At 45.7% G+C, this 25,449-nt stretch carries 22 protein-coding genes; 13 read left to right on the top strand and 9 right to left on the bottom strand.

Annotation, left to right across the window (positions count from 1 at the left end; genetic code table 11):
• Nucleotides 1–216: 216 nt before the first annotated feature.
• Nucleotides 217–813 (top strand): pentapeptide repeat-containing protein, encoded by a 597-nt coding sequence (locus tag CJD30_RS10300; protein ID WP_294918801.1) that lies wholly within the window; start codon nucleotides 217–219, stop codon nucleotides 811–813.
• Here the strand turns inward: CJD30_RS10300 and CJD30_RS10295 are convergent.
• The 7 genes from CJD30_RS10295 to CJD30_RS10265 form a co-directional block, all read right to left on the bottom strand.
• Entirely contained in the window at nucleotides 810–1,511 is a 702-nt protein-coding gene (locus tag CJD30_RS10295) for a 16S rRNA pseudouridine(516) synthase (RefSeq protein ID WP_294918799.1), read from the bottom strand. The two genes, CJD30_RS10300 and CJD30_RS10295, sit on opposite strands and share 4 nt — an antisense overlap.
• Entirely contained in the window at nucleotides 1,498–3,330 is a 1,833-nt protein-coding gene (locus CJD30_RS10290; RefSeq protein WP_294918797.1) for an ABC-F family ATP-binding cassette domain-containing protein, read from the bottom strand. The genes CJD30_RS10295 and CJD30_RS10290 overlap by 14 nt, the downstream gene beginning before the upstream one ends.
• A 71-nt stretch (nucleotides 3,331–3,401) precedes the next feature.
• Nucleotides 3,402–4,469, bottom strand: a complete 1,068-nt coding sequence (locus CJD30_RS10285) for a DUF1574 family protein (protein ID WP_294918794.1) — start codon at nucleotides 4,467–4,469, stop codon at nucleotides 3,402–3,404.
• 3 nt (nucleotides 4,470–4,472) lie between these two features.
• The gene (locus tag CJD30_RS10280; RefSeq protein WP_366722938.1) at nucleotides 4,473–5,393 is read right to left on the bottom strand and encodes an MBOAT family O-acyltransferase; all 921 of its coding nucleotides are present in this window, start codon (nucleotides 5,391–5,393) and stop codon (nucleotides 4,473–4,475) included.
• 501 nt (nucleotides 5,394–5,894) lie between these two features.
• Nucleotides 5,895–6,971: a phosphoesterase gene (locus tag CJD30_RS10275; protein WP_294918793.1), complete on the bottom strand. Its 1,077-nt coding sequence runs from the start codon at nucleotides 6,969–6,971 to the stop codon at nucleotides 5,895–5,897.
• 7 nt (nucleotides 6,972–6,978) lie between these two features.
• Nucleotides 6,979–9,138: a flagellar biosynthesis protein FlhA gene (gene flhA / locus CJD30_RS10270; protein WP_294918802.1), complete on the bottom strand. Its 2,160-nt coding sequence runs from the start codon at nucleotides 9,136–9,138 to the stop codon at nucleotides 6,979–6,981.
• A 33-nt stretch (nucleotides 9,139–9,171) separates the two neighbouring features.
• A complete protein-coding gene (locus CJD30_RS10265; RefSeq protein ID WP_294918791.1) occupies nucleotides 9,172–9,576 on the bottom strand; it encodes an Rrf2 family transcriptional regulator in 405 nt (134 codons plus the stop codon).
• Nucleotides 9,577–9,748: 172 nt separating this feature from the next.
• On the opposite strand from CJD30_RS10265, the gene rpsO reads away from it, so the two are divergent.
• The 8 genes from rpsO (at nucleotide 9,749) to CJD30_RS10225 (ending at nucleotide 21,038) form a co-directional block, all read left to right on the top strand.
• Nucleotides 9,749–10,024: a 30S ribosomal protein S15 gene (rpsO, locus tag CJD30_RS10260; protein ID WP_294918789.1), complete on the top strand. Its 276-nt coding sequence runs from the start codon at nucleotides 9,749–9,751 to the stop codon at nucleotides 10,022–10,024.
• Nucleotides 10,025–10,206: 182 nt separating this feature from the next.
• Nucleotides 10,207–13,575 carry a DUF2126 domain-containing protein gene (locus CJD30_RS10255; protein WP_294918788.1) on the top strand — a complete coding sequence of 1,123 codons (3,369 nt, stop codon included), beginning with the start codon at nucleotides 10,207–10,209 and terminating at the stop codon, nucleotides 13,573–13,575.
• A 39-nt stretch (nucleotides 13,576–13,614) separates the two neighbouring features.
• Nucleotides 13,615–16,080, top strand: coding sequence for a circularly permuted type 2 ATP-grasp protein (locus CJD30_RS10250; protein WP_294918786.1), 2,466 nt, complete (start codon nucleotides 13,615–13,617; stop codon nucleotides 16,078–16,080).
• Between the two features lie 6 nt (nucleotides 16,081–16,086).
• Nucleotides 16,087–16,977 carry a transglutaminase family protein gene (locus tag CJD30_RS10245; protein ID WP_294918784.1) on the top strand — a complete coding sequence of 297 codons (891 nt, stop codon included), beginning with the start codon at nucleotides 16,087–16,089 and terminating at the stop codon, nucleotides 16,975–16,977.
• Between the two features lie 117 nt (nucleotides 16,978–17,094).
• Nucleotides 17,095–18,459 (top strand): circularly permuted type 2 ATP-grasp protein, encoded by a 1,365-nt coding sequence (locus CJD30_RS10240; protein WP_294918782.1) that lies wholly within the window; start codon nucleotides 17,095–17,097, stop codon nucleotides 18,457–18,459.
• A complete protein-coding gene (locus CJD30_RS10235; RefSeq protein WP_294918780.1) occupies nucleotides 18,456–19,154 on the top strand; it encodes an alpha-E domain-containing protein in 699 nt (232 codons plus the stop codon). Before CJD30_RS10240 ends, CJD30_RS10235 begins: the two co-directional genes overlap by 4 nt.
• A complete protein-coding gene (locus tag CJD30_RS10230) occupies nucleotides 19,102–20,103 on the top strand; it encodes a M14 family metallopeptidase (protein WP_294918779.1) in 1,002 nt (333 codons plus the stop codon). Before CJD30_RS10235 ends, CJD30_RS10230 begins: the two co-directional genes overlap by 53 nt.
• The gene (locus CJD30_RS10225) at nucleotides 20,100–21,038 is read left to right on the top strand and encodes a M14 family metallopeptidase (protein WP_294918777.1); all 939 of its coding nucleotides are present in this window, start codon (nucleotides 20,100–20,102) and stop codon (nucleotides 21,036–21,038) included. Before CJD30_RS10230 ends, CJD30_RS10225 begins: the two co-directional genes overlap by 4 nt.
• A gap of 6 nt (nucleotides 21,039–21,044) precedes the next feature.
• On the opposite strand, the gene CJD30_RS10220 is transcribed toward CJD30_RS10225, so the two are convergent.
• Together CJD30_RS10220 and kdsB are read right to left on the bottom strand one after the other, a co-directional pair.
• Nucleotides 21,045–21,386 (bottom strand): alpha/beta hydrolase, encoded by a 342-nt coding sequence (locus CJD30_RS10220; RefSeq protein ID WP_294918775.1) that lies wholly within the window; start codon nucleotides 21,384–21,386, stop codon nucleotides 21,045–21,047.
• Nucleotides 21,387–21,469: 83 nt separating this feature from the next.
• Nucleotides 21,470–22,189: a 3-deoxy-manno-octulosonate cytidylyltransferase gene (gene kdsB / locus CJD30_RS10215; protein WP_294918774.1), complete on the bottom strand. Its 720-nt coding sequence runs from the start codon at nucleotides 22,187–22,189 to the stop codon at nucleotides 21,470–21,472.
• Between the two features lie 54 nt (nucleotides 22,190–22,243).
• On the opposite strand from kdsB, the gene CJD30_RS10210 reads away from it, so the two are divergent.
• The 4 genes from CJD30_RS10210 to trpC are packed head-to-tail and all read left to right on the top strand — an operon-like array spanning nucleotide 22,244 to nucleotide 25,341.
• Entirely contained in the window at nucleotides 22,244–22,942 is a 699-nt protein-coding gene (locus tag CJD30_RS10210) for a methyltransferase (RefSeq protein ID WP_294918772.1), read from the top strand.
• Nucleotides 22,927–23,307, top strand: a complete 381-nt coding sequence (locus CJD30_RS10205) for a YkgJ family cysteine cluster protein (protein WP_294918770.1) — start codon at nucleotides 22,927–22,929, stop codon at nucleotides 23,305–23,307. The genes CJD30_RS10210 and CJD30_RS10205 overlap by 16 nt, the downstream gene beginning before the upstream one ends.
• Nucleotides 23,300–24,556: a hypothetical protein gene (locus CJD30_RS10200; RefSeq protein ID WP_294918767.1), complete on the top strand. Its 1,257-nt coding sequence runs from the start codon at nucleotides 23,300–23,302 to the stop codon at nucleotides 24,554–24,556. The genes CJD30_RS10205 and CJD30_RS10200 overlap by 8 nt, the downstream gene beginning before the upstream one ends.
• Nucleotides 24,556–25,341: an indole-3-glycerol phosphate synthase TrpC gene (gene trpC, locus CJD30_RS10195; RefSeq protein ID WP_294918766.1), complete on the top strand. Its 786-nt coding sequence runs from the start codon at nucleotides 24,556–24,558 to the stop codon at nucleotides 25,339–25,341. The genes CJD30_RS10200 and trpC overlap by 1 nt, the downstream gene beginning before the upstream one ends.
• Nucleotides 25,342–25,449: the final 108 nt, after the last annotated feature.

Raw genomic sequence — 25,449 nt, 5'->3', positions numbered from 1 at the left:
GTCAAAAGACTATTTTTGTTATTAGTAAGTCAATTGATCATAAAAAGAATAATAATTCAATTTTTGAATATTTTGAAAAATATTTTGAAAATAAGAAAAAAGACGCATTGAAAATTTCTTTACATCGAGAGAAAGATATAGAGATAGAGTTACTGAAAAGCTAAGTTGTACTGTAATCATATAGAATTAAATGACAAAACTTATAAAAGTACATGAATGATCCCCATTATCGACAACATGGACGTATTCGCCGAGAAGTTTGAAGGGATTGATCTGCACGGTAAAAAGATCACCAAAGCCGAATTTGACGACTGCACCTTCGTCTCCTGTGATTTCAGCGAAACCTTTTTCTCCTCCTGCAAATTTACCGAATGTCGTTTCGAGAACTGCAACCTAAGCGTCATGAAACTCACCAATACCAAAATGAGTGATGTCGATTTTGTCTCGTGCAAGATGGTTGGGATTGACTGGACGATGGCGGATTGGAAGAGCCTCCTCAATGCTGACCCAATCCGTTTTCGCGAATGCATCCTAAATGATAGCAACTTTTTCGGTCTGAATTTGGAGGGACTGGTGATGCGGGAGTGCCGAGCCAAAGAGGTCGATTTTCGCAACGGAAGCTTTCAAAAAGCCGATTTTTCCCTGAGTGATTTCAAAGGAGCGTTGTTTGGTAATACCCATCTGGAATATGCCAACTTTACCGATGTCTCCAACACCTCGATTGATCTTCGCTCCAATCATCTTAAGGGCGCTATCTTCAGTCGATACGAGGCGCTCTACCTGCTCGAATCGATGGGAATCGTACTGATCTAAAAAAGCTCTTTATTGATGAGGCGGTATTCCCCTATCTTTAAATCTTTTAGTTCCAGATCCCCAAAGCTAGACCGATGTAATGCCGTGACATGATTCCCCACCGCCGCGAACATCCGCCGTACCTGATGATATCGCCCCTCGATGATCTCCAACGTGGCATGAGTCGGACCGATCACAGTGAGCTTTGCAGGGAGACAAGCCGTTTTTTCGCCATTTAACATCAATGTCCCAGCAGCAAAAATCTCTCCTTCATCCCCTTTGAGAGGACGATCCAAGGTAGCTTCGTACACTTTCGATACTTTGTGTTTAGGGGAAGTGAGACGGTGCAAAAGTGCGCCATCATCGGTGAGGAGAAGCAGACCGCTTGTCTCTTTATCCAATCGACCGATCGTGGAGATTTTCGGATCACGTCTGCGCCACCGCTCCGGCAATAAATCATACACAAGACGACCCTCTCCATCGTCATGGCTGCAAATATATCCGAGAGGCTTGTGCATCAAGATCACCATCCCAGCAGGAGGATCGAGAGGCTCGCCCTCAAAGAAGATTTCATCATGAGCGACTTTGGTATCGGATTTTAGGGGGAGATTGAGGGTGTGAGTGATTACTCCATCTTTAATGAGGGATGCGACTTCTTTGCGGCTACAGTATCCCAAAGAGGAGAGGAGTTTGTCGAGACGGATTTTAGAGCTCGGCAAGCTTCGCCTCGTAGTCACTCTCAATACGTACTATCTCATCACTCGCGATTTCGAGTTTTTCGAATAGCTCTTCGATTTTTTTCTCATCATCACCGACGATTTTGGAGAGTTCGAGGAGCTTCGAGGTTTCGCCTTGGTTGGAGTAGGTGTTTAGAAGCTCATGGGCAGATTTCAGTTTCTCTTCGAGCTCCATGATCGTGTTTTCACACTTCTCTACCTCTTTTTTCAGCGGACTGAGGAGCTTGGAACGCTCTTGGATCAATGCGGCACGCTGCTGTTTGGACTCTTTTTTATTGGTGTTCGGAGTTGTTTTGAGTGGTTTTGGAGCATCGGTGATCTCTTCGTCCCAACCGATTTTCTCCAAGAATTCATCGTAGGTACCGTCAAAAAACTCTGCTCCCCCCTCACGAAAGATGATGAGTGCATCGGCAAGAGAACGAAGCATCATCTCAGAGTGGGTGACGAGGACGACAGATCCTTCAAAACGGCGGATCGCATCGACAAGCGCATCAATAGAATACATATCGAGGTGGTTGGTAGGCTCATCCAAAAAGAGAAGATTCGCAGGGGTGGCGATGATTTTACCCAACATGACACGGCTGCGTTCTCCTCCGCTGAGGATTGAGATTTTTTTATCGGCATCGTCACCGCTGAACATCATGGTTCCGCAGATGGAGCGGATACGGACGTTATTCATACCGGTATCGGCACTTTGAATCTCTTCGTTTATCGTACGGTTTTTGTCGAGACGGTCGATGTTGGTTTGTCCAAAGTGGGCGATGGCGGTGGAGGGGTGGAAGGTCATCTCTCCATTTGGGGTGAGTACCCCTGCAAGGCAGTTGAGGAGTGTTGATTTTCCTTTGCCGTTTTTACCGATGATGGCGAGACGCTTTCCCTTTTCCAAAGCAAACGAGAGATTTTGAAACAAAGGGGTGTCGGTGTTGTATCCAAAGGAGAGTTCTTTTGTCTGCAAAACCAATTTGGCGGGAGTAGGGGCGTAACTAAATGAAAAAGAGAGGTCTCGCTCCCCTTCGAGATCTTCCATGATCCCCATTTTGTCCAACTCTTTTTGTTTGGACTGGGCCAAAGTTGCCGTAGAAGCACGTGCTTTGTTGCGGGCAACAAAGTCTTCGAGTTCGGCACGTTTTTTATCATGGTTGGCTTTGGTCTTGAGATATAGTTCGTCTTCCTGGGTCATCAACTCATAATATTTTCGGGTAGAACCTTTGATAATACTGATATTGCGGCGGCGCAATCCCATCGTATGGGTGGTGACGGAGTCCATAAAATCGCGATCATGGGTGATGAGGATCACTTCCCCCTCGAATGCTCGTATGAATGAAGCGAGCCAACGAAGGGAGACGATATCGAGGTAGTTGGTCGGTTCATCGAGTAAGAGGAGATTGGGCTCGGTGACCAGAAGTTTGACGAGATTGAGGCGTATTTGATACCCTCCTGAAAAACTGAGCGGGTCTTTGTCCAAATCTTCTTGTGTAAACCCTAGTCCGAAAAGGATTTTTTCAACACGGTAGACTTCATGTTCCATATCACCCGCTAAAGCTGAAGCACACTCTTCACGGACGGTTTTATGAGTGAAATGAAGATGCTGGCGGAGGGTTCCGATCGAATAGTTTTTGGGAATAATGATCTCACCGCTATCATAAGCCTCTTCTCCGAGGATGATTTTAAACAGTGTTGATTTTCCGGTTCCGTTTCGGCCGACGAATCCGACTTTGTTTCCGCTGTTGAGACGCAACGAGAGATCCTCAAATAGGACGCGTGTTCCGTAGCTTTTGGTAAGGTTGTTGATTTGAATCATAAAATTTATATCTTCTGGGTAATTTATGTATGTACGAGACGACTCTTTAGAATTTAGGAATTATACCAATATTATGGATGAGGATTGAAAATACGCTTTGCCACAGACTCTTTTGCATGCATGCCGTCTGTAAAATCGTTTGATCGAAAATGGTAGATATCCGGATTATAAGAGCCCAATAGGGTGATGTTCTTTTGTTGTGCGAATGTACGTACGTAATTTTCAGCTTCGAGGACACTATGATATTTTGGGTTATTTGCAAGATAGTGATAGACGATCGGATGGTATGGCGGTAAGAAGAAAATTACAGTAACTCCATGATTTTGTAAATGGTTGATGAGATTTTCAAATAATTGAGTATTGGATAATGACTGGAAATCTTCGACACTGTAAACAGGCCCTGTTATGTATGCTTTTGCTTCTGTAAGTGTATCTGAATCTTTTTTATACCGAATTTTGTACGGATATAGGATAGAACCATCTGGTTTTTTGATCATAGCGTCAATCTGATCGGTAGCAGTCACTTTGAAATTGTTCTCTTTTTTCAGCGTCTCTTTGAGGTGCAAAAGATTGTTTTTTGTATTTTCGAAATTGATCAGTTGCGCATACCTTTTAGTATTACTTGATGATGGGGAAGTGAGGAGATCTTTATTGAGTTTGGACATCATGAATGTATACGATTCGTTCAAACTTTTCCAACGTTGCTGATGATTATTTTTATTAAAAATCCAAGGGTCGATACCTAAAATAACTGTTTTCGGAAAGAGATTATGCTTTTTATAGAGACCCAAAATCGCAATATAATCCTCAATGCTGGCACCGGAGACTGAGTGGTTGAAAAATCGACCGTTTTGTTGGAAAAAAGTTGATGGTATCATCATACTGCGTGAAGATCCGATGAGTATCTGTTGAGGCTTTTCTTTGAAGTGTTCTACGATGGCTTGCTGAAATACCCGTTCATCATAATTTCCTTGCATGCTGAGCATATGACCGTCTGCAATCGCTTTTGATGCGGTATCGATATTTGTGTTTTTGCGAAAAAAACCGTAACTGTCGAAAAAATAATTAAACGATATTTGCCCTAAAAAAAGAACGGTTGTAATCATCAATGTACCGATTAAAAACGATTTATTTTTCATTTCTTAGAACCTAAAATATAAAAAATCACTATGGCGTTCAAGCATGACGATTCCAGCGAATAAGAGCATGCCGGTAAGAATTTGGTAGATTCGGGTGGGTTTAAAGGACGAACTCATATCATTCGAGTTGCGGAATACAACCGTTGCCGTAATAAAAATAAGGAGAATGGCGAGTTCTTTGAGCCCTTCTGTTCCTATTCCGTTCAAACCGCTCATTCCGATTAAAATATTCTGTGCGGTATCCAAATTATCCGCTCTAAAAAAGACCCATGCAATATTGACAAAATTGAACGTGATAAGCCAACCGAGCCATCCCCACATTCGCAATCCGAAATCTTTCCAAATACGGTGGATAACGATCGCTCCACCGTGAAGAATTCCCCAGATGACGAACATCCAGGATGCTCCATGCCAAATTCCTCCGATAAAAAAAACGCTGAAGAGATTGACGTAATTTCTGTACTTGGAAACTTTGTTCCCTCCTAAGGGAATATAGATGTAATCTCTTAAAAAACGTGATAGTGTGATGTGCCAGCGTCTCCAAAAATCTTGGATATCTTTTGCTTTATAGGGAGAGTTGAAGTTGAGCGGTAGCCGAATATTGAACATCAGACTCATCCCGATCGCCATATCAACATAGCCGCTGAAGTCGAAATAAAGCTGAAGCGTATAGCTCAAACTAGTCGTCCAAGCATCGATGAGAGTTAAAGCGGTTTCGGTACTAAATCCAGGATTTGCCCAGACGGCAAACGAATCGGCAAGAATTACTTTTTTGAAAAGACCGATCGAAAAGAGAAATAAACCCAAAGATACATTCCGCCAACGCAGTGAGAAATTCCATTTGTTTGAAAATTGGGGCATCATCTCTTTGTGGTGTAAAATTGGACCGGCTAAAAGGTGGGGAAAATAGGTAACAAAAAGGATGTAATGAAGAAGGTTGTACTCTTTGACTTCCCCTTTATACGAATCGACTAAAAAAGCGATTTGTGTAAAGGTAAAAAAACTGATTCCGATCGGTAATATGATATGGGGTAAGGGGATGTTTTGTCCAAAAATTCCGTTGAAATTTTCTAAGAAAAAATCGGTGTATTTAAAATAGATCAGTAATCCGATATTAAATATTATTCCGAAAAGTAGTATCTGTTTTTTGGAAAAGGGGTTAAAGAAAGCCCTTTAAATAAAGTGGAGCTTCTTCTTTTTTTGCCGATGAACGATCCATCAATGCTGAACCGACAAAAAAATTAACCAGAATACTCCCTAATAACAGGGGAACGTAAAAAATGCTCCAATATCCGTAGAAAAATAAACTCCCGCCTACTAACCAAACTTTTGATCCCATAACCCAACGGTACTTTAAAAGGCCAAAATAGCCCAATACCATCAACGGCAAAAAGAGAAACAAAAACAGGTAGGAGTTAAAGAGCATTATTCTTCTATTTTATGAGGGAGTTTACCCGGCATCGCCTCTTTGTTGGCAAGCATATCTTCCATGTGCCGTTTTACTTTGTCATAACGGAACTGTTCCTTGAACCCTTGGATGCGGCCGCCTGCTGCATTCGGGTGACCGCCGCCGCCGACCCATTCGCCTGCCATGGCAGCTACGTCGACTTTGTTGTGTCCGCGAAGACTCATTGTGCCGCGTGTTCCGACATCGACAATGAAGTCATAATCGGGATATTCGGTCAAAAAGCCGTTTCCGATGATCGATGTGTTTCCAAGTCCGTAGCTCAAAAATCCGCGCCACCCTTTGTAATAAATTGTCATAGTTGAGCGTTTTGTTCCAAGCAGTGCCACGATATGTTTGGTAGAGAGATTATCGAGGGTATCATCGACACCGTCTTTGAAAAACTGTTTTTTGAGTCGATGGAGGGATTCATCAAGGACGATGTTGGCTTTTTCATGAAATCGCATCATTGCCGCTTCTTCCAGCAATGCCAATTTATACGCACGGTCTTCATCGGCAAACATAACGCGGTTGAGCTCTTTGGCCTCACTGATGAGACGCATACACACTTTGCCGTATTCAAAATCCTCAGTTTCGTTTTGATGCCAAAGATCAACGGCATTGACGACTTTGACAAACGCTTCCAGCCACCCGCCCGCTTTGAGCCCGTAATGTTCAAGCGCATAGTCGTAAACGATTTTGGTTGCACAACGCTCCGTATCAAGAGTGTACCATGGGTATTGCGCCGCTGTCTCTTTTCCGCTTCCATGATGATCGAGCAGGGTGATAGTGATGTTCCATCCCGCCTCATTGAGGCGATTTACCTCATTGTTGAGCCATTTTGCCTCTTCGGGATAAAGATTAAGATCGCTGATAAGGATGGTAGCGGTTTGTTTGCCTTTTTTGATCGTTTCGATAATCTCTTCGAGGCGGTCCATCACTTCGGCCCCGTAATTGGCATTGTAGCTGAACATTGTATGGTCTGTTTGTGCCATAACCAGTTGGCAGCTGTATCCGTCAAGATCGATGTGGGAGAGGTGATAAAAGGTAGTTGTCATAGTATTCCTATTTGGTGTCTAAAGTGATGGAGCCGAGCACTTCGAATTTGGCATTCGAATCGATTTCAGCATGGGAGAGGGCAACAATTTCGAGGCTAAATCGCTCATAAATTTCAGCCAACGGACGGCGAAGTTTCGGATCGACAATAACGATAATTGGCGAGATTCCTTTTTGGAGGAGTTCGGTCGCTTTTTGGCTGGTTGCTTGAATCAATCCGTTGATCTCTCCGACATTGAGAAGCAATTGGCGGACGCCGTCGCGTTCTTGAGATTTCTCCAGCATCATTTGTTCACTCATCGTATCAAATGTGAGAAGTTTGATAACCCCATCGGGACTGGTATAGAGCTGTGTAATAATGCGAGAAAGTTTTGCTCGCACATGTTCGGTGATGATATCGACGCTTTTGGTATATTCGGCAACATCCGCCATCGTTTCAAGGATAGTGATCATGTCTTTGAGCGGGATTCGCTCATGCAACAACGCTTTGAAAACACGTTGGATAAGACCGATGTTTGCCACTTTTAGCAAATCGTCGACCACAACCGGATAGTCGTTTTTGATTTTTTCGATGAGTGATTGGGTCTCTTGACGGGTGAGGAGCTCCTCCGCATGTCGTTTGACCAATTCGCTCATGTGTGTAGAGATGACGGTTGCCGGATCGACGACGGTATATCCGTTGATGATGGCGTCTTCTTTGAGTGCAGGGTCGATCCACAGAGCATCGAGGCCGAATGCCGGCTCTTTGGTCGGTTCTCCCTGAATCTCGCCCATCGCCATACCGCTGTCCATCGCCAGATAACGGTCGGGTTGGATGAGACCATCGCCGATGTTAACCCCTTTGAGGAGGATTTCGTATTGGGTCGGTTTGAGATGGAGATTATCGCGGATACGTACCTGCGGCATCAAAAATCCAAAATCCGAAGCGATTTTACGTCGCATGGAACGGATACGCTCGAGTAAATCTCCCCCTTGCGCACTGTCGGCGAGACGGATAAGCTGATAGCCCAAAGTGAGTTCCAACATCTCGATTTTGAGGATGTCTTCGAGAGCCGCTTCTTCCTCTTTGGCGATCTCTTCGTTGGTTTTCTTGCGTGGTGCCGCTGTTCCTTGAGCTTCTGATCCTGCGGCTGTAGCAGAAGCTGTTCCTCCTTTTTTAACTGCAGGCGCGGAGGTGAGGACGAGTTCCCCTTTTTCGTATTTATAGAGCGCATATCCAAGTCCGGCAAATATAAGTCCGACAAACCCGAGCGAGAGAGTCGGTAACCCCGGAACCATAGCAAACATCAGCATGATGAATCCGACGATAATCATGACACGTGCATTTCCCATGAGTTGATTGATACTACCCTCGGCAAAATTTCCGCCCGTATCGCTGGAACCGCGTGTGATCATAATACCGGTTGCAGTTGAGATGATGAGTGCCGGTACTTGGGAGACGAGACCGTCCCCGATGGTGAGGATCGTATAAGTGTGACCGCTAGCGGCAACATCGAGATCAAATTGAAAAATCCCGATCAAAAAGCCGCCGATAATATTGATCATCGTAATGATGATACCGGCGATTGCATCCCCTTTGATAAATTTGCTCGACCCGTCCATAGCCCCGTAGAAATTGGCATCCTGTAAAATTTCTGCACGGCGGCGTTTGGCTTCGGATTCGTCGATAAGACCGCTGTTAAGATCGGCATCGATTGCCATCTGTTTTCCGGGCATCGCATCGAGGGTGAAGCGGGCTGCTACTTCGGCAACGCGCCCCGAACCTTTGGTGATAACCATAAAGTTGATCAAAACCAAGATGGTAAAGACGATAACCCCGATGACCATGTTTCCGCCGACAACGAAGTTTCCAAAGCTGGTGATGATGTCACTGACCGCTTCGGGGCCTTCGTGACCGTGGCTGAGAATCATACGGGTTGTCGCGATGTTGAGTGCGAGCCGAAAGAGGGTGATAATCAGCAACAGAGTCGGAAAGGTTGTTAAATCGGTCGGTTTGGGGATGTACAATGAGATAAGTAATATTAAGACCGAGAGAGCGATGACGATAGCAAGAAGAAAATCGAGCATCGCACTCGGCAACGGTACGATAATAATCGCCAAAATTGCCATAACGAAGAAAACGACACTTAAATCCCGTGATGCAAACAGTGCCGATAAGATTGTTTTGATATCGGGAGTTTTATTTTTTGCTTTTGCCAAAGATTACTCTTCTAAAATGGCTTCAAGGGTGAGTGTTCCCAAAAATGCGTCCACTTTCCCTTGTAGTCGGTTTAAAAATGGCCATATGCCGCAACTGAGCGCTTTATTGGACGGACAATCTTCAGCAGAAGGGGAACAGCTGAAAACAGCGGGGCTTTTACCCTCAGCCGCTTCCATCACCTCTAATACGGTGATATCACGGGAATGCCGTGCAAGCTCAAATCCTCCGTTGACCCCTTTGTAGGAATTTAAAATCCCTTGACGTGCTAATGATTGGAGAATTTTTGCTAAAAAGCTTTTTGAAATATCGAGTTCTCGCGATAGGGTGTCAGCATCAAGAGGATGTCCTGCTTTAGCTAAAACAATAAGCGATAGCAGTGCGTATTCACTGGCTTTAGTCATAAGCATTTCAGATATACCCCTTTCGTGCTCGATTTTATAAAAGCTATTATAGCTAAAAAAAATTAGAGGTGACTTGGAGAAAAAGTTGGTAAAAAACAGAAAAAATTTCGCTATAATTCCGACCCTGCTTGAAAAAATTGTTTTTCGAGTAAAATTTTATACCCATCAGGAGGCTATTATGGCTTTAGATACGGCGAACAAAGCGCAAATTATCAAACAATACCAAAGAACTGAAGGTGATACAGGTTCAAGCGAAGTGCAAATCGCTCTTCTTTCAACTCGTATCGCAGCTCTTACTGAGCACTTGAAAACATTCAAAAAAGACCACTCTTCACGTCTTGGTCTTTTGAAATTGGTTGGTCAACGCCGCCGTTTGATGCGTTATTTGAAACGTACAAACCGCGCAAGCTACAACAAATTGGTTGCTGATCTCGGTATCCGCGACAATATCTAACTCTTTTCTTTCCCGTTTCGCGGGGAAGTTTTTCTTTCTTTTTTCCCTTATACATAAAAATTCTCCGTTTTATCGCATCTCTTTCCTTGTGTACGTTTAATGTGCAGTACTATGTCACTATTTTGGATCAAAGTGTGTTATTCTTGCTGATATTTTAATACGCTGCTGCGCAAAGGAATCCGATGTCGCTCAAAGTTGTCCTCTCCCATAAAACTCACTATGCTTTTGATAAACCGATTAGTCTCTCTCCTCATGTCATCCGACTTCGTCCCGCGCCTCATAGCCGTACCCCTATCGAGGCCTACTCGCTAAACATCAAACCTGAAGATCATTTTATTAACTGGCAGCAAGATCCGTTCGGAAATTATCTGGCACGGATCGTGTTTCCGGAAAAGACGACGGAACTCTCGATCGATGTGGAAGTATTGGCGGAGTTGGTGAGTATCAATCCGTTTGATTTTTTTGTTGAAGAGTATGCGACAAACTTTCCATTCAAATATAAAAAAGAGCTCAAAAAAGAGCTTTCACCCTATCTGGAGATAGCCGAAGAGGGCAAAAAGCTCAAAAAATTTCTCAAAACCCTCGATTTCACGCCGCGTAATATCAACGATTTTCTTGTCGATCTCAATATGGCGATACACACGTATCTCAACTATACGATTCGGATGGAGCCGGGCGTTCAAACATGTGAAGTGACGCTCGGGAACAAACTGGGATCATGCCGCGATTTCGCATGGCTTTTTGTGCAGGTGCTTCGCCATTTGGGGCTTGCCGCCCGTTTTGTTTCGGGGTATCTGGTTCAGCTCTCCGCCGATGTTGAGTCCCTGGATGGTCCGAGCGGTCCTGCGGAAGATTTTACCGATCTGCATGCGTGGACGGAGGTCTATATTCCGGGTGCGGGGTGGATCGGACTGGATGCGACGAGCGGACTCTTCGCCGCTGAGGGGCATATACCGCTGGCGTGTACCCCTAATCCTGAGAGTGCCGCTCCGGTAGAGGGGGCGATGGATAAGTGCGAGGTTGAGTTTGCCTACTCCAATACGGTAACGCGTGTTTTTGAATCTCCCCGCGTTACGAAACCGTATCGCACCGAGCAGTGGGAAGCGATTGATGCTCTCGGATATCAAGTCGATGAAGAGTTGGTAAAAAATGATGTGCGCCTTACAATGGGGGGAGAGCCGACGTTTGTCTCCATCGATGATATGGAATCGCCTGAATGGAATACCGAAGCGGACGGTCTCCATAAACGGAAGTTGGCAAACGTCCTCTCCCGACGTCTGTTGAAGTCGTTTGGAAAAGGGGGATTGCTTCACCATGCGCAGGGGAAATGGTATCCGGGAGAGCCGCTGCCGCGATGGATGAGCACTATTATCTGGCGCAAAGACGGTCAACCGATCTGGAATAATCCCGATTTATTGGCCAGTTTGGATCAGACGTTCGATTATACCCCCGAAGATGCACGGAAATTTTTATCCAAGCTGTGTCTGAACTTGGGTATCAGCGATCAAAACATCCATGATGCCTACAACGATCCTCTCGTCGCACTCCTGCAAGAGTCGCTGCTGCCGATTGATGTCGATCCGCTTAAAGCGACACTGAAAGATTCGTTGGAACGGCGGGCATTGGCAGAGAGCCTCTCCAGCGGTATCGATAAACCGGCTGGATTCGTATTGCCGCTAAACTGGGGGATGACCCGCTGGGTAACGTGTCGTTGGGAGTTTCGTCGTGCTCAGCTTTTTCTTGCCCCTGGAACCTCTCCGGTGGGGCTTCGTTTGCCGCTTGATTCATTGAGTCATAAACCGCAGGTAGAGCTGGAACAGAGTTTCGAACCTGATCTTTTTGCTGCTTTTCCCTCATTGGGGGAGTATCACAGCGCCGTCAAAGCACGTGCGGCGAAAGTGAAAAAAACGACCAAAAAATCGCATGATTACGAGGTGTTTGTCCGTACGGCTCTCAGCGTCGAAATTCGGGAACAAAAACTCTTTATTTTTCTTCCGCCGATTACTAATACCGAAGCATTTTTGGATCTGATCGCCTCAATCGAAGAGACGGCAGAAGCGCTGAAAATGGCGGTGATGATCGAGGGGTATGAACCTCCGAACGATTTGCGCCTTGAGAAGATGCGGGTTACTCCTGATCCTGGGGTTATCGAGGTCAACATCCACCCAACCTCAAGCTGGTGTGAGCTTAGAGGGGTGATCGATACCCTCTATGAAGATGCCCATCAATCGCGTTTGGGAACGCTCAAATTTATGCAAGACGGCAAGCAGACCGGAACGGGGGGAGGAAACCACGTCACGATCGGGGGGATTACACCGAGCGACAGTCCGTTACTTCGAAATCCTGAGCTTTTACGCTCACTCATTACCTTCTGGCAGCACCATCCGAGTTTGTCGTATCTTTTTTCGGGGCAGTTTATCGGACCGACTTCTCAGGCACCGCGTGTCGATGAAGGGCGGTTGGAAAACCTCTATGAGCTCGAAATCGCGTTTAACCAAATCCCTGATGGGGGGGAAGTGCCGTTCTGGCTCACCGATCGGCTCTTCCGCCACATGCTCACCGATTTGACGGGGAATACCCACCGAAGCGAGTTCTGTATTGACAAGCTCTACTCTCCCGACTCCTCGACGGGGAGACTGGGGATTTTGGAGCTTCGAGGTTTTGAGATGCCTCCGCACGCGCAGATGTCTTTGGTACAGATGCTCCTGATCCGAACCCTCGTGTCGCTTTTTTGGAAAAAACCGTATAGACACAAACTGGTCCGGTGGGGGACACAACTGCACGATAAGTTTTTGATCGAACATTACGTTCGTGAGGATATCCGTGATATTGTCGCATTTTTACGTGCCGAAGGGTACGGGTTTGAGAACGACTGGTTTGACCCGTTTTTCGAATTTCGTTTTCCGCTGTACGGAATGAGTACGATCGAGGGAGTTCACTGTGAACTACGCGGCGGAATTGAACCGTGGAACGTCCTCGGCGAGGAGTCGAGTTCTCAGGGGACGGCACGATACGTCGATTCATCGGTTGAGCGGGTACAGATTAAGGTCAACGATTTCGTCAGCGAACGCTACGTCCTTACCTGCAACGGTGTACGGGTACCTCTCATCTCAACGGGAATAGAGGGGGAATATGTCGCAGGGGTACGCTATCGTGCATGGCAGCCGTGGTCGGCGCTCCATCCCACCATCGGAGTCGATACGCCGCTTGTGTTTGATATTGTCGACACATGGAACCGGCGATCGATGGGGGGCTTTACCTATTTCATCGCCCATCCGGGAGGACGAGCTTATGAGACTTTTCCGATCAATACCCTCGAAGCACAATCGCGCCGTATCAGCCGATACTGGGGATTCGGGCATTCCCAAGGGGAGATGGAAGAGGTACATGAACCGCTCATCCGTTCTCAAGAATCAAACGATGAGAGTCCATCACGCACCGTAGTGAGCCATCCTCAGAAAAAAACATTTGCGTATCAAGAGCTTCCTGGATCGTTGGAATATCCGCATACCCTTGATTTGCGCCGAAAATGGAGTCCTAATCGACAATAGGGTAAAATAAGTGATACTTTTTCAGAGGTGAACGCTTTTATGTTTGAACGCTATTTCCAAAACTCTTCATACGACGAGATGTTTGATCACGATAAAAATGTCCGTCCCCATTGGAAAGCGTTGAAAAGCAACCTTGAAAAAATCGGTTTGGAACAGCTTCTCCTCAAACAAAAAGAGATTGATTGGCGGCTCGAAGATAATGGCGTCACCTACAACGTTTATAACGATCCCGGTGGATTAAACCGTCCTTGGAAACTCGATCCGATCCCTTTTATCCTTGAAGAGGAGGAGTGGAAAAAGATCGAAGCCGGATTGAAACAGCGGTGTCGACTTTTTAATCTTTTGCTGCAAGACATCTATGGTGAACAGCGTTCTATCAAAGAGGGGATCATCCCGATGGAAGTGATTTATGCGCATGGCGGGTTTATGCGCGAAATGCACGGGATTAATATGAGCTTAGGGATGTATGCGGCCGATATGGCGCGAGGCCCTGATGGAAAAATCTGGATCATCAACGATCGAACGCAAGCCCCTTCCGGGTTAGGGTATGCGATTGAAAACCGTTTGACGATGAACTCGACGATGCAGGATCTGTTTGAAGGGATTTCAATTCAGCGTCTGTACGATTTTTTTGAAACGTTTAAGTCTGTTTTTCAAAACAACAGCCGAAGTTTCGATTCTCTCAATGTACTGCTCTCTCCGGGACCGCATAACGAGACCTATTTCGAACACGCGTATCTGAGTTCATTTTTGGGATTGACCCTGGTTCAGGGGCAGGATTTACTCACTAAAGACGGTGCCCTTTGGCTCAAAAGTCTCAAAGGACTTCGTCGCATAGATACAGTTTTACGCCGTGTGGATGAGAGCTATTGTGATCCGTTGGAACTCCGTCCGGATTCTCAGCTTGGGGTTGCCGGTTTGGTGCAGGTTCTCCGCTCAGAGGGGGTTAAAATGCTTAACCCTATAGGGAGCGGCGTATTGGAAAACTTGGGGCTTAATCCGTTTATGCCCCATTTGTCGCGCTACTTTTTGGATGAAGATCTGATTTTGCCTCAGATCTCAACCTGGTGGTGCGGTCAACTTCATGAGCAGCAGTATGTGTTGGAAAACCTCAACAGTCTCATCATCAAAACGATCGATCGGATGGGGGAAAAATATACCTATATCGGTAAACAGTTGAGCGAACAAGAGCTTAAAGCGCTTGCCAATGAGATCCGCCTGCAACCTCACCGCTATGTGGGACAAGAGGAGATAGAGTTCGCCAGCTGTCCGACACTGATCAAAGAGACGATAGAACCACGAAAAGCGGTTATCCGTGCCTACACGATTGCCCATAAGGGAGATTATACCCTCATGAGCGGAGCGCTTGTCCGTGTCGGGACGAGCACTGATTCTTTGGTTGTATCGAATCAGCTAGGGGGAAGCAGTAAAGATTTATGGGTGCTGGGAGAGTCTGAGGGTATTCCTCTCTCACCGATTTTTCATTCGAATGCGGCTGCAGAAAACTCGTTAGGAAACATCCCTTCTTTGCGGGCTGAAAACCTCTTTTGGCTGGGGCGATATTTGATGCGGGCGATTATCACCGCACGAATGATCCGATCGACGCTCAAATTTATGACCAACGCATCGCGTTTCGATCACGCATCCACCTCGCAAACGCATGAGATGCTCACCAAAGCGTTGACCCATGTTACGATGACTTATCCGGGATTTTTGGACGATGAGAAGAGCGTACCGGTATTCGAAGAGATCGCTTCAATCAGTTTTGATCCATCTAGAGTTGGAAGTTTGGCACAAATCCTGATGATGCTCTCCAATACCAATACCTACGCAAAAAGCATCCTTCCCCTTGAAGCATCCCGCATTTTTGAGAGAATGGGGCGCGAATGGAATCAGTTTTGCGCTGAAGAAAAACCTTATCCCCGCTTTATCATTCACAATCTCGATAAATTGCTAATGCAGTTAATGGCGTACAAAGAGCTGATTCAGGAATCTTTATTTGCTGATCAGGGATCGGTGCTGTATGAAATCGGCGGACGGATCGAGCGTTCGTTGCTTCTGATCTCCAAAGCCAGAGCGTTGTTGACTCCCGCTCACGATCCCCTCAGCGAATATGAAATCTTGGAGACACTTTTGAGTACCTGTGAAAGTCTCAACGCTTACCGTGCCCGCTACCGTTCATCCTATGAGATGCGCAATATCATCGAATTTTTGGTTCTTGATATTAATTTCCCTAAATCGCTTATCAGCGAGATAGAGGGGTTGATGAAAATTCTTCCGCAATTGCCGAAATTTAAAAACACAACCTATTTGAGCCGGTACGAAGAGCCTATTTTTGAAGCTTTTTCGGCGATTCGACTCAGCAAAATCGAAATCCTTGCCGCTTTGCCGGAAAACGGATATATCCGCAGCGAGCTTGATACATTGCTATCAAACCTCTCAGATCGACTTTTATGTGCTTCGTCTGAGTTGTCAAAAACCTATTTTGCCCATTATGACGAGTAGTAGAAGATGATCTATTCCATTTACCATAGTACCCGATTTATGTATCAGCATGAGGTGGGGTTTAGTCACAATCTTATTCGGCTGCAGCCTCGAGATACGGCGATACAAAAAGTGCTCGATTTCGAGCTTACGCTTGAACCGCTTGCCGCCGAATGCGAAGCCTACACCGATTTTTTTGGTAATCATCTTCATCACTTGCTCGTCCGCGAACCGCATAGTGTTTTAAGCGTTTCTGCACGCTCTAGAGTCCAAATCGATTCAAACGGACTCGAATATTCCCGCCATAGGATACACGAGGTCAAAGCCCTGACCTACGCCGAAGCATTGGAGCGGATGATGTTTCTGACGCCGCAGATCATAGAAGCAAAGCAGTTTGCTTTGAAAAGCCCCCTTTTGCCAATCGCATCTACGGAGATATTGAACTATCTTTTTGAGTCGCTCCAATATGAGCGTTCTCTCTATGAGGGGATCATTGAGTTTATGGGGCGCATTTTCAACGATTTTTCGTTTGTGAGCGGCTTTAGTGATCTCAGTACACCCGTCGAAACGGTATTTTCCGAAAAAAAAGGGGTATGTCAGGATTTCGCCCATTTTGCACTGAGTGCCTTGCGCTCGGCGGGGTTGTGTGTGCGCTATATGAGCGGATATATCGAAACGATCCCTCCGAAAGGATCCGAAAAACTTTTTGGAACCGATGCGTCTCATGCATGGTTTTCGGTCTTTTTCCCCGGTTTTGGGTGGTTTGATTTCGATCCGACGAACAATATGGTACCTCTTGATCAGCATATTGTGTTGGGATACGGTCGCGACTATGGAGACATCTCTCCGATGCAGGGGGTTCTCAGCGGAAGCGGTTCGAGCCATCTGGTTGTGATGGTGGATGTTTCGAGAGAGTAACCTTTTTCGGAAATTTTCCTCTAAAATCTTCTTTTTTGCTAATTGTCTTTTTTTTAAGCAACCCTTCAGACGAGTTTAGGATATGATTGACTTAGACCTAATTTCTAAGGGGTAAGCATGATCGAACCAGTGTCTCCGGAATTACAAAAATTTTATGATATCTTCGAGAGCGTAGATCAGAGTAAAGTTTCCGAGTTTAAAGAGTTTTTAGAGACCAACGCGGTCAATTTCAACCTTTTTAAAGACGGAACCTTTATTGAACGCTCATTCCCGTTTGATATGATCCCCCGAATTATCCCAAAATCAGAGTTTGATGAGTTGGAAGCGGGGATTATCCAGCGTGTCAAAGCGCTCAATGCGTTTTTGAACGATATTTATAACGATCAAAAGATTGTCAAAGACGGTGTTGTACCTCGCGAATATGTCGATTCGGCCAAGGCATTCTTACCCGAGTTTATGGGGATTAATCCCCCAAAAGGTGTACGTACCCATATCAGCGGGATCGATTTGGTGAAAGATGCTGTGAGCGGCAAATGGGTGATCCTCGAAGATAACCTTCGCGTCCCCAGCGGGGTGAGCTATCCCCTCACGATCCGTCGAGCGTTTCGTCATACCTATCCCGAATTTTTTGAATCGATGAAAATCAGCAAAATCAAACATTACGCAGATCAGCTTAAAGCAGCGATGGATTACGTCAATACCGGCGGACTCAATGTCATCCTCACACCGGGACGCTACAACTCGGCGTATTACGAACACAGTTATCTGGCAAAAATCACCGGTGCTACACTTGCGCAAGGGGATGATTTGGTAGTGATTGACGATGAGGTCTTTTTGTGCTCTTATGATGGAGAACGGCAACGGATTGGTGCGATCTATCGACGGCTCGATGATGATTTTCTCGATCCCGAAGCGTTTGAACCCGATAGTCTGATCGGCGTCAATGGGATTACGAAAGCGTACCGTGCCGGGAATATCGCTATTATGAACAGTATCGGAAACGGTGTCGCCGATGACAAAGGGATCTACTATTTTGTCCCTCAGATGGTCAAATATTATTTGGACGAAGAACCGATCCTCTCGAACGCTCCGACCTATCTTCCGTACTATGAAAAAGACCGCGAATACGTTTTGGCCAATATCGATAAACTGGTCATTAAAGACGTTGCCGAAGCGGGAGGGTACGGAGTATTGTTCGGAAACCGTTTAACACCGGAGAAACGCTCTGAAATCACTCAGATGATTTTGGCGGAGCCGCGCCGATGGATTGCCCAGGAGGTGATCGAGTTTTACGATCTGCCGTGCATGATGGAGGGGGGAATTGTCCCTCGTAAAGCCGATTTGCGCGCGTATGTGATTTACGGAGAAAAGGTCAGTGTCAGTATGGGGGGATTGACCCGCTATGCGATGGAAGAGGGGAACTATTTGGTAAATTCTTCCCAAGGGGGCGGATTTAAAGATACTTGGGTGGTGGAATTATGATACTCAACGGTATAGCTATTTCAATCAACACGGCAGAGCGTCTTTATTGGTTCGGGCGCTACGTTCAGCGGGCGGAAACGATGCTCAAAGAACTGGTGAACAGTTACGATTATGTGATTGATCGCGATTTTGAAGATGGTCAAAAACTCTATGCCAAACTCGGAGTGGAGATAGAGTATACAAATGCCCTCGATTTTCTCAAACAGGGGGTATACGGAACTTACGGCGGGAGTATCGAACAGATTATCAGCTGGGCGCGCGAAAACGCGATTGAAACACGCCATTTGCTGGATGAGAGAGGATTCGCTACGCTCAACAAGATCTACAATCAGCTCGTAGCCGGACGCAACAGTGCGGTAAGTCCGAGTAATCTTGAAGAGATTATCGATAACTGCAGTCTGATTTTGGGGATATTTTCCTCCGAACTCGATCGTACCCGCGCCTATCAGCTCATCCGTTTCGGACAGCAGATCGAGCGTTTTGATCTCATTTTGCGCCTTTACGGCGAGATAGAGATGGTTACGGCCGATATCGATGTCATCAACACGATAGCACGGCAGCTGAACCGCCATTACCGCCCGATCAATGTCACCACCTCCGATATCGGTAAGTTTTTAGTGTTCCTCAACGGTGTCGTCGATCGTGTCATCCAAAAAGAGACCTGTTCTTCAGCGTCTCTCCAATCTCAACGGTAATGGTGATCGTATGGGCGTGATAGAAGAGGTTTTTTCGATCGATCTCCCCGTAGGGGAACAGTTTCGAATCCAGCGATGTCGCTATACACCTCAGAGTGGCGAAACAAAAAAGCGTATTTCCATTGTCAGCGGTATTCACGGAGATGAGCTAGAGGGGCAATACGTCTGTTTTCTTCTAGGTGAATGGCTTCGATCAAACCCCGAAAAGATCAAGGCGACGATCGATATTTATCCGGCGATCAATTCTCTGGGGATCGATAGTATTACCCGTTCCGTTCCGTTTTATGATGTCGATTTGAACCGTATTTTTCCCGGAAGCAAAAACGATTTTCTCCCCGCACAGATTGCCGATGGGGTAGTCAGCGCAATGAGCGGGTCTGAAATCGCGATTGATATCCACTCCTCAAACGTCTTTTTGCGTGAGATTCCGCAGGTGCGTATTGCTAAATCTCAGGCGGATACTCTTGTTCCGTTGGCCAACAAGCTTAACATCGATTTCGTGTGGGTACACGATGCGGTGACGGTACTCGAATCGACGTTTGCCCACGCGATGAATACGCTCGGAACCAAAACCCTCGTGGTCGAGATGGGGGTAGGGATGCGGCTGAGCAAAGCCTATGGCCATCAGTTGCTTGATGGGATTTTGAATCTGATGGCATGTGAGGGGTTTTTGGACATTGCACCGCTCGAGGTGAGAATGCCGATCCAATCCGAGGTGGGAGAAGTCGCTTATCTCAATGCCTCCTGCCCGGGGTTATTTGTCCCCGCGATCGAACATTGTCAGATGATTCAAAAAGGGGAAATTGTAGGAGAGATCGTTGATCCCTTAAGCGGTCAAACGCTCGATGAGGTGATCGCCCCTATCGGAGGTATCCTCTTTACGCTGCGAGCCTATCCGATCGTTTATGAAGGCTCCTTGGTAGGACGAATATTTGGAGAGAACGGATGAAGCGCATAGAGATACTCAATTTTAAATCCCCCAACCGTGCCCCGCTCAAAGTAGAGGGTTTTATATTCGGTGAAGAGAGTGCCGGTACCTCCATTGCATTCATCGGTTCGATGAGCGGAGATCATATCAATCAGCTTTACGTTGCATCGGGTTTGGTTGATTATCTTCGGCAAAAAGAGGAAGAGGGAAAAATTACGGGGAAAATTTTGGTGATTCCCGCGATCAATACCTATGCGCTCAACATGGGAGAAACTTTTTGGCCGCTCGATAAAACCGATATCAATATGATGTTTCCGGGATATGCACAGGGAGAGACGACACAGCGGATTGCTGCCAAGCTGTTTGAGTCGCTTCAGGGGTATGATTACGGGGTAATTCTTGAGGGGCGGCGCGATCAGGGGATGTGTCTGCCGTATGTGAAACTGATCCAAAGCGGATATGAAGATATCGATTCGGCACGCGATTTAGGGATGCGTTTTATCCATTTTCGCCCCTACAGCCCTATTGAGACGGTGATGCTCCAGTACAACTGGCAGTTATGGGGGACAAAAGCGTGTTCGGTCGTGTTCGGTAAAAATGGAACGATTGATCGAGTAAGCAGCAGTGAAGTACACGGCGCTTTGGTACGTCTGATGTCGAAGCGGGGCATTTTGGATATATCGGCATTTGAGGGCTATGCCAGCAATATTATCGAACCTGACGACATTACGGTGCTCAAAGCGCAATGCGCCGGAATTTTCGATTCTCTTGTCGGATGCGGCGTCGCGGTTCAAAAAGGGGAGGTGCTCGGTCGTATCACCGATGCGCTCAGCGGAGAAAAACTCGAAAACATTACGGCACCGATTGACGGTGTAGTGACGTGCCAATATGCCAATCCGCTGATTTTCCAAAATTCAATCGCGTTTCGGATTGCATCAGCTATCTCAAAGCGCTAAGAGTGCTTAAATATCGTGATGATAATGTCCGAGAACACGTTTATACTCTTCATAAACTTGTGAGGGTGTAAGTGATGTTTTATACATGCGCAGGATCTGTCGTGTAAACTCGATAGGATACTCTATGGTTAACCCTTTGTTTTGGGCATAGATTTTTGCGAGAGTGGCATACATTCCCTCATAAATTTCGGGTTCTTCTTTTTTAAGACGTTGGAGGTTCTCTTCGGCTTGGATCAGTTTAGCATCGTTGAATTCACCGCGTTCATTGATCGTTTTACGCACTTCGACGTACTCTTTGAGGCTTTTGCGGTTGAGGATATAGTCGGTAAAGGTTTCGATGAGTGACATAATGGTGCTCCTTGCTACAAATATCGGTGAAACTATTGTACGCCTTATCCGTAGCAATAACGTAGCAGAATGAGAAGAAACTCTTATACTCCGAAAATCTTTTTTGCCCGTTCTAAATCTTCGACCGTATCGATCCCAAATCCAGCACTCGCTACTTTGACCATCGAGATTTTTTTGCCGTGATAGAGGGCGCGGAGCTGTTCAAGTTTTTCGATGTCTTCGAGCGGCGCTTCACCGAGGGCACAAAAATCATGAAGGCTCTTTTTCGTAAAGCCGTAGATTCCGATATGTCCGAAATACGACGCTTCTCCGCTACGGTTGAACGGGATTGGTGAACGGGAGAAGTAGATCGCGTTGTGATCGGTATCGGTGATCACTTTGACTAAATTCGGATCATTTGCGGACTCGGTATTGATCGCGTTATAGCAGCTTGCCATAATAAACGGAGCATTTTGCGATTTGAGAGCATTGAGTCGTTCGATGAGTTGAGTGAGCACTTCCGTTTCGATGAACGGTTCATCGGCTTGGACATTGATGATGAGCTCATCATCCGGAACGTCGATGATCTGGGCACATTCGTTGATACGGTCGGTACCGCTTTTATGCGTTGTGGAGGTGAGGCGTGCTTCGACACCGTGAGCCGCACAGATGTCGAGAATTTTTTCATCGTCACACGCGACAACGACACGATCGATGCTTTCAACCCGTTTGGCGGTACGGATCACCATCGGCAAGCCGCCGATATCGGCTAGCACTTTTTCAGGAAAACGGGTTGAGGCGAGACGGGCTGGGATAATAATCATAGTTAAACCTAGTAAGAGATATAATTGCCTAAATCATAACGAAAAGAGTCGTAAATGCTCCTTTATCAGCCAGAGGGCGGCTATTGTTACAACAGTGATTCGATATTGCTGTACGGTTTTATTTCCCGCTTTTCTCCCCGTGGGAAGCTTTTGGATGTCGGAGCCGGAAGCGGAATCGTAGGGCTTTTGATCGGGCGTGATTTTCAGGATGTGAGCCTCGAAGCGGTTGAGAAACAGCCCTTGTATGTTGAATTTGCCCGTCGTAACGCCCACATCAACGGTATCGGCTATACGCTGCATGAAGGGGATTTTTTAGACCATACGCCGCATGGCAGTTACGATTGGATCGTCTCCAACCCTCCGTTTTACCATGAAGGATCATCACGCTCTGAAAATCCGATTTTGCATCAGGCTCGGTACAATCTCCATTTGCCGATCACACCGTTTGTGACCAAAATATCCAAACTTCTCAAAGCCAACGGCGAAGCGGTGATTTGTTACGATGCACGACAATTCGTTCAATTATGCAGCGCATTTGAAAGTACAGGATTAAGAGTCGTTGATGTACAATTCGTCCATTCAAAGGTGGACCGTCCAAGTATTTTGGTGATGATTCATCTGAAAAAAAATTCGAAAGCGGCGCTCACCGTTTGGCCTCCGATGATTACGGAAGAAAACGGTGCGTATACCCCTGCGGTGCAGGCCATTTATGACAAAGCAAAGGTGCATAGTATTAAATGTCTACATTCATGATACAAGACGGATTCAGCTATGCATTTGATCCTTCTGCATGCGCTTCGTGCGGGGGGAATTGCTGTACCGGCGAGAGCGGCAGTATTTTTGTCTCTGCAACCGAAATTGCCGCTATCGCCAGATTGCTGGAGATGGACGAGGGTGAATTCCGCCGTACCTATTTGCGTAAAGAGGGGTTTCGCTTTTCGCTCAAAGAGCGGCTTGTAAACGGCTCGTACGATTGTGCGTTTTTCGATCGTTCATTAAAGGGGTGTAGTATTTACGATGCACGTCCATTGCAATGCCGAACCTTCCCATTTTGGGACTATTTTCGCCATCGTATCGATGAACTGAAACTTGAATGTCCGGGGATTATCCATGATTAAAACGTTTGTTGCATCGGTATTTTTATTCTCAGCCTTTCATGCGGCACCCATCAGCATTCAAAACTCTACAATCCTTGAAGATACATTCTCACTTTATGCACTCGATGCACAAATGCGTCAAAAACCTGCGAAAGCAGCCACTTTTTTTGCGGAGTTGTATAAACAAACCTCAAAAAAAGAGTATTTGTATCAGTCATTGCGTATGTTGGAACAATCCAATGACATAAAATCTCTTGCCAAACAAACGGCTGCTGAATTGAAAAAATTTCCTGACGATGAGATATTGAACCGTTTTGAAATTATTGTATTGCTTAAAGAGGGAAAATTCGCCGAAGCTTCTCAAAAAGCGCTGATACAAAGTGAGAAAAATCAAAAGGCTCCCGATTATCTTTTATATGCCGAAGCCCGTTTAAAACTCAGTGACTACAGTGGAGCCCTCTCAGCCCTCAAAAAAGCGTATTCCATCAACTTTGATGAAACGACGGCAGAGAGAATAGCCCTGATCCAATATGCTCAAGAGGGTGAAAAAAAAGAGGCGATCAAGTTTTTAAAAGAGCATATCGGTTCTCATGGAAATACCCCGTCCTTGGGAAAACGTTTGGGAAGTTTATATGCGGACAGCGGTTCTTTGGAAGATGCGGCACAGATGTATGAACAAACGTTTGATGCGTTTAACGACTCTGCAGCGGCAGAAGAGGCGCTAAAAATTTATCTGTATCAAAAAGATTTTTCTAAAGTGACGGTATTGCTTGAAAAATCAAAGTTAAACGACCCTTTATTGCTCGATTTGTATGTTAGAGTAAAAGAGTTTGATAAAGCTTCGCTATTGGCGCAAAAGCTTTATGAACGTGAGGATAATCCGCTTTATTTGGCACAAAGTTCAGTGTTTAAATACGAATCGGCAGTGAACCGTAACGATCCGGTCTTGATAGACAGTGTGATTGAAGGGTTAAAAAAAGCCAATAAAGAGTTAAATGATCCCCTTTTTCTCAATTATTTGGGATATCTCATGATCGATCATGATCTAAATGTCACCGAGGGGATGAGTTATGTACGCAAAGCCCTTGAAAAACAGCCCGATTCGCCGTTTTATATCGACTCACTGGCGTGGGGGAATTATAAATTAAACGAGTGCGTTGAAGCGCTCCGTTTGATCAAACAGGTTGAATCGATGATCGGTACCGACGAACAAGAGGTCAAAGATCACTTAAAAGCAATAGAACAATGCAAAACCAAGGAGAAAAATTAATGATTTTAGACGATATCATCAAAAAAACAAAAGAGGATTTAAAAGAGCGTGAAGCCAAGTTTAGTATGGAATGGCTTGGACGTTCGCTTGCTTTTAATGCGCGTGCCCCGCGTGATGTCAGAGGGTATCTCACGTCCACTCCGGAGGAGCCGTACCGAATTATCAGTGAAGTGAAAAAAGCAAGTCCGTCAAAAGGAGTTATACGTGAGGATTTTGATCCGATAGCGATAGCTCAAGCGTACGAGCGTGGCGGTGCGAATGCGATCTCTATTTTGACTGAGCCCCATTTTTTTCAGGGGAACTTGGATTATTTGGCAGAGATTCGCCGGTATGTGAGTATCCCGCTCCTTCGTAAAGATTTTATCGTTTCAAAATATCAATTGCTTGAAGCATTGGTGTACGGTGCCGATTTTGTCCTTCTTATCGCAGCAGCACTCAGCAAAGACGAACTGAAAGAATTATTGAACTATACACGCCATTTAGGGATGGAGGCTTTAGTCGAAATTCACGATAAAGCTGAGCTTACCAAAGCGATTTATGCGGGTGCGGATATTATCGGAATCAATCATCGTAATCTTCAAACTTTTGAGATGAACATGAATTTAAGTTACGACTTAATTCCTCTGATTCCTAACGGGAAAATAATTGTTGCGGAAAGCGGTATTTACGAGCACGGACAATTGGAAGATCTCAATAAAGCAGGGGTTGATGCCTTTTTAGTGGGTGAATCGTTGATGCGCCAAGATGATGTTGAAACTGCTTTAAAAGCCTTGAAAAACGGCTGAGTTCATTTTTTATACAAAAATAGTTATTTGAGGTTTAAATTAAATCTATCATTTTCATAAATCTGATGATATAATATAAAAATTTTATAATAATCGGATTTATAATAT

Source organism: Sulfuricurvum sp. PD_MW2, from assembly GCF_002633015.1.
In the GTDB taxonomy this organism is placed as follows: Bacteria; Campylobacterota; Campylobacteria; order Campylobacterales; family Sulfurimonadaceae; genus Sulfuricurvum.
This window is presented reverse-complemented; position numbering and strand designations above follow the sequence as displayed.

What these genes read in the sequence shown, in the direction of transcription:
- CJD30_RS10300 (WP_294918801.1), top strand. Translation starts at nt 217, where the DNA reads ATGATCCCCATTATCGACAACATGGACGTATTCGCCGAGAAGTTTGAA.
- CJD30_RS10290 (WP_294918797.1), bottom strand. Translation starts at nt 3,330, where the DNA reads ATGATTCAAATCAACAACCTTACCAAAAGCTACGGAACACGCGTCCTA.
- CJD30_RS10285 (WP_294918794.1), bottom strand. Translation starts at nt 4,469, where the DNA reads ATGAAAAATAAATCGTTTTTAATCGGTACATTGATGATTACAACCGTT.
- CJD30_RS10275 (WP_294918793.1), bottom strand. Translation starts at nt 6,971, where the DNA reads ATGACAACTACCTTTTATCACCTCTCCCACATCGATCTTGACGGATAC.
- CJD30_RS10265 (WP_294918791.1), bottom strand. Translation starts at nt 9,576, where the DNA reads ATGCTTATGACTAAAGCCAGTGAATACGCACTGCTATCGCTTATTGTT.
- rpsO (WP_294918789.1), top strand. Translation starts at nt 9,749, where the DNA reads ATGGCTTTAGATACGGCGAACAAAGCGCAAATTATCAAACAATACCAA.
- CJD30_RS10255 (WP_294918788.1), top strand. Translation starts at nt 10,207, where the DNA reads ATGTCGCTCAAAGTTGTCCTCTCCCATAAAACTCACTATGCTTTTGAT.
- CJD30_RS10250 (WP_294918786.1), top strand. Translation starts at nt 13,615, where the DNA reads ATGTTTGAACGCTATTTCCAAAACTCTTCATACGACGAGATGTTTGAT.
- CJD30_RS10245 (WP_294918784.1), top strand. Translation starts at nt 16,087, where the DNA reads ATGATCTATTCCATTTACCATAGTACCCGATTTATGTATCAGCATGAG.
- CJD30_RS10240 (WP_294918782.1), top strand. Translation starts at nt 17,095, where the DNA reads ATGATCGAACCAGTGTCTCCGGAATTACAAAAATTTTATGATATCTTC.
- CJD30_RS10235 (WP_294918780.1), top strand. Translation starts at nt 18,456, where the DNA reads ATGATACTCAACGGTATAGCTATTTCAATCAACACGGCAGAGCGTCTT.
- CJD30_RS10225 (WP_294918777.1), top strand. Translation starts at nt 20,100, where the DNA reads ATGAAGCGCATAGAGATACTCAATTTTAAATCCCCCAACCGTGCCCCG.
- CJD30_RS10220 (WP_294918775.1), bottom strand. Translation starts at nt 21,386, where the DNA reads ATGTCACTCATCGAAACCTTTACCGACTATATCCTCAACCGCAAAAGC.
- kdsB (WP_294918774.1), bottom strand. Translation starts at nt 22,189, where the DNA reads ATGATTATTATCCCAGCCCGTCTCGCCTCAACCCGTTTTCCTGAAAAA.
- CJD30_RS10210 (WP_294918772.1), top strand. Translation starts at nt 22,244, where the DNA reads ATGCTCCTTTATCAGCCAGAGGGCGGCTATTGTTACAACAGTGATTCG.
- CJD30_RS10205 (WP_294918770.1), top strand. Translation starts at nt 22,927, where the DNA reads ATGTCTACATTCATGATACAAGACGGATTCAGCTATGCATTTGATCCT.
- CJD30_RS10200 (WP_294918767.1), top strand. Translation starts at nt 23,300, where the DNA reads ATGATTAAAACGTTTGTTGCATCGGTATTTTTATTCTCAGCCTTTCAT.
- trpC (WP_294918766.1), top strand. Translation starts at nt 24,556, where the DNA reads ATGATTTTAGACGATATCATCAAAAAAACAAAAGAGGATTTAAAAGAG.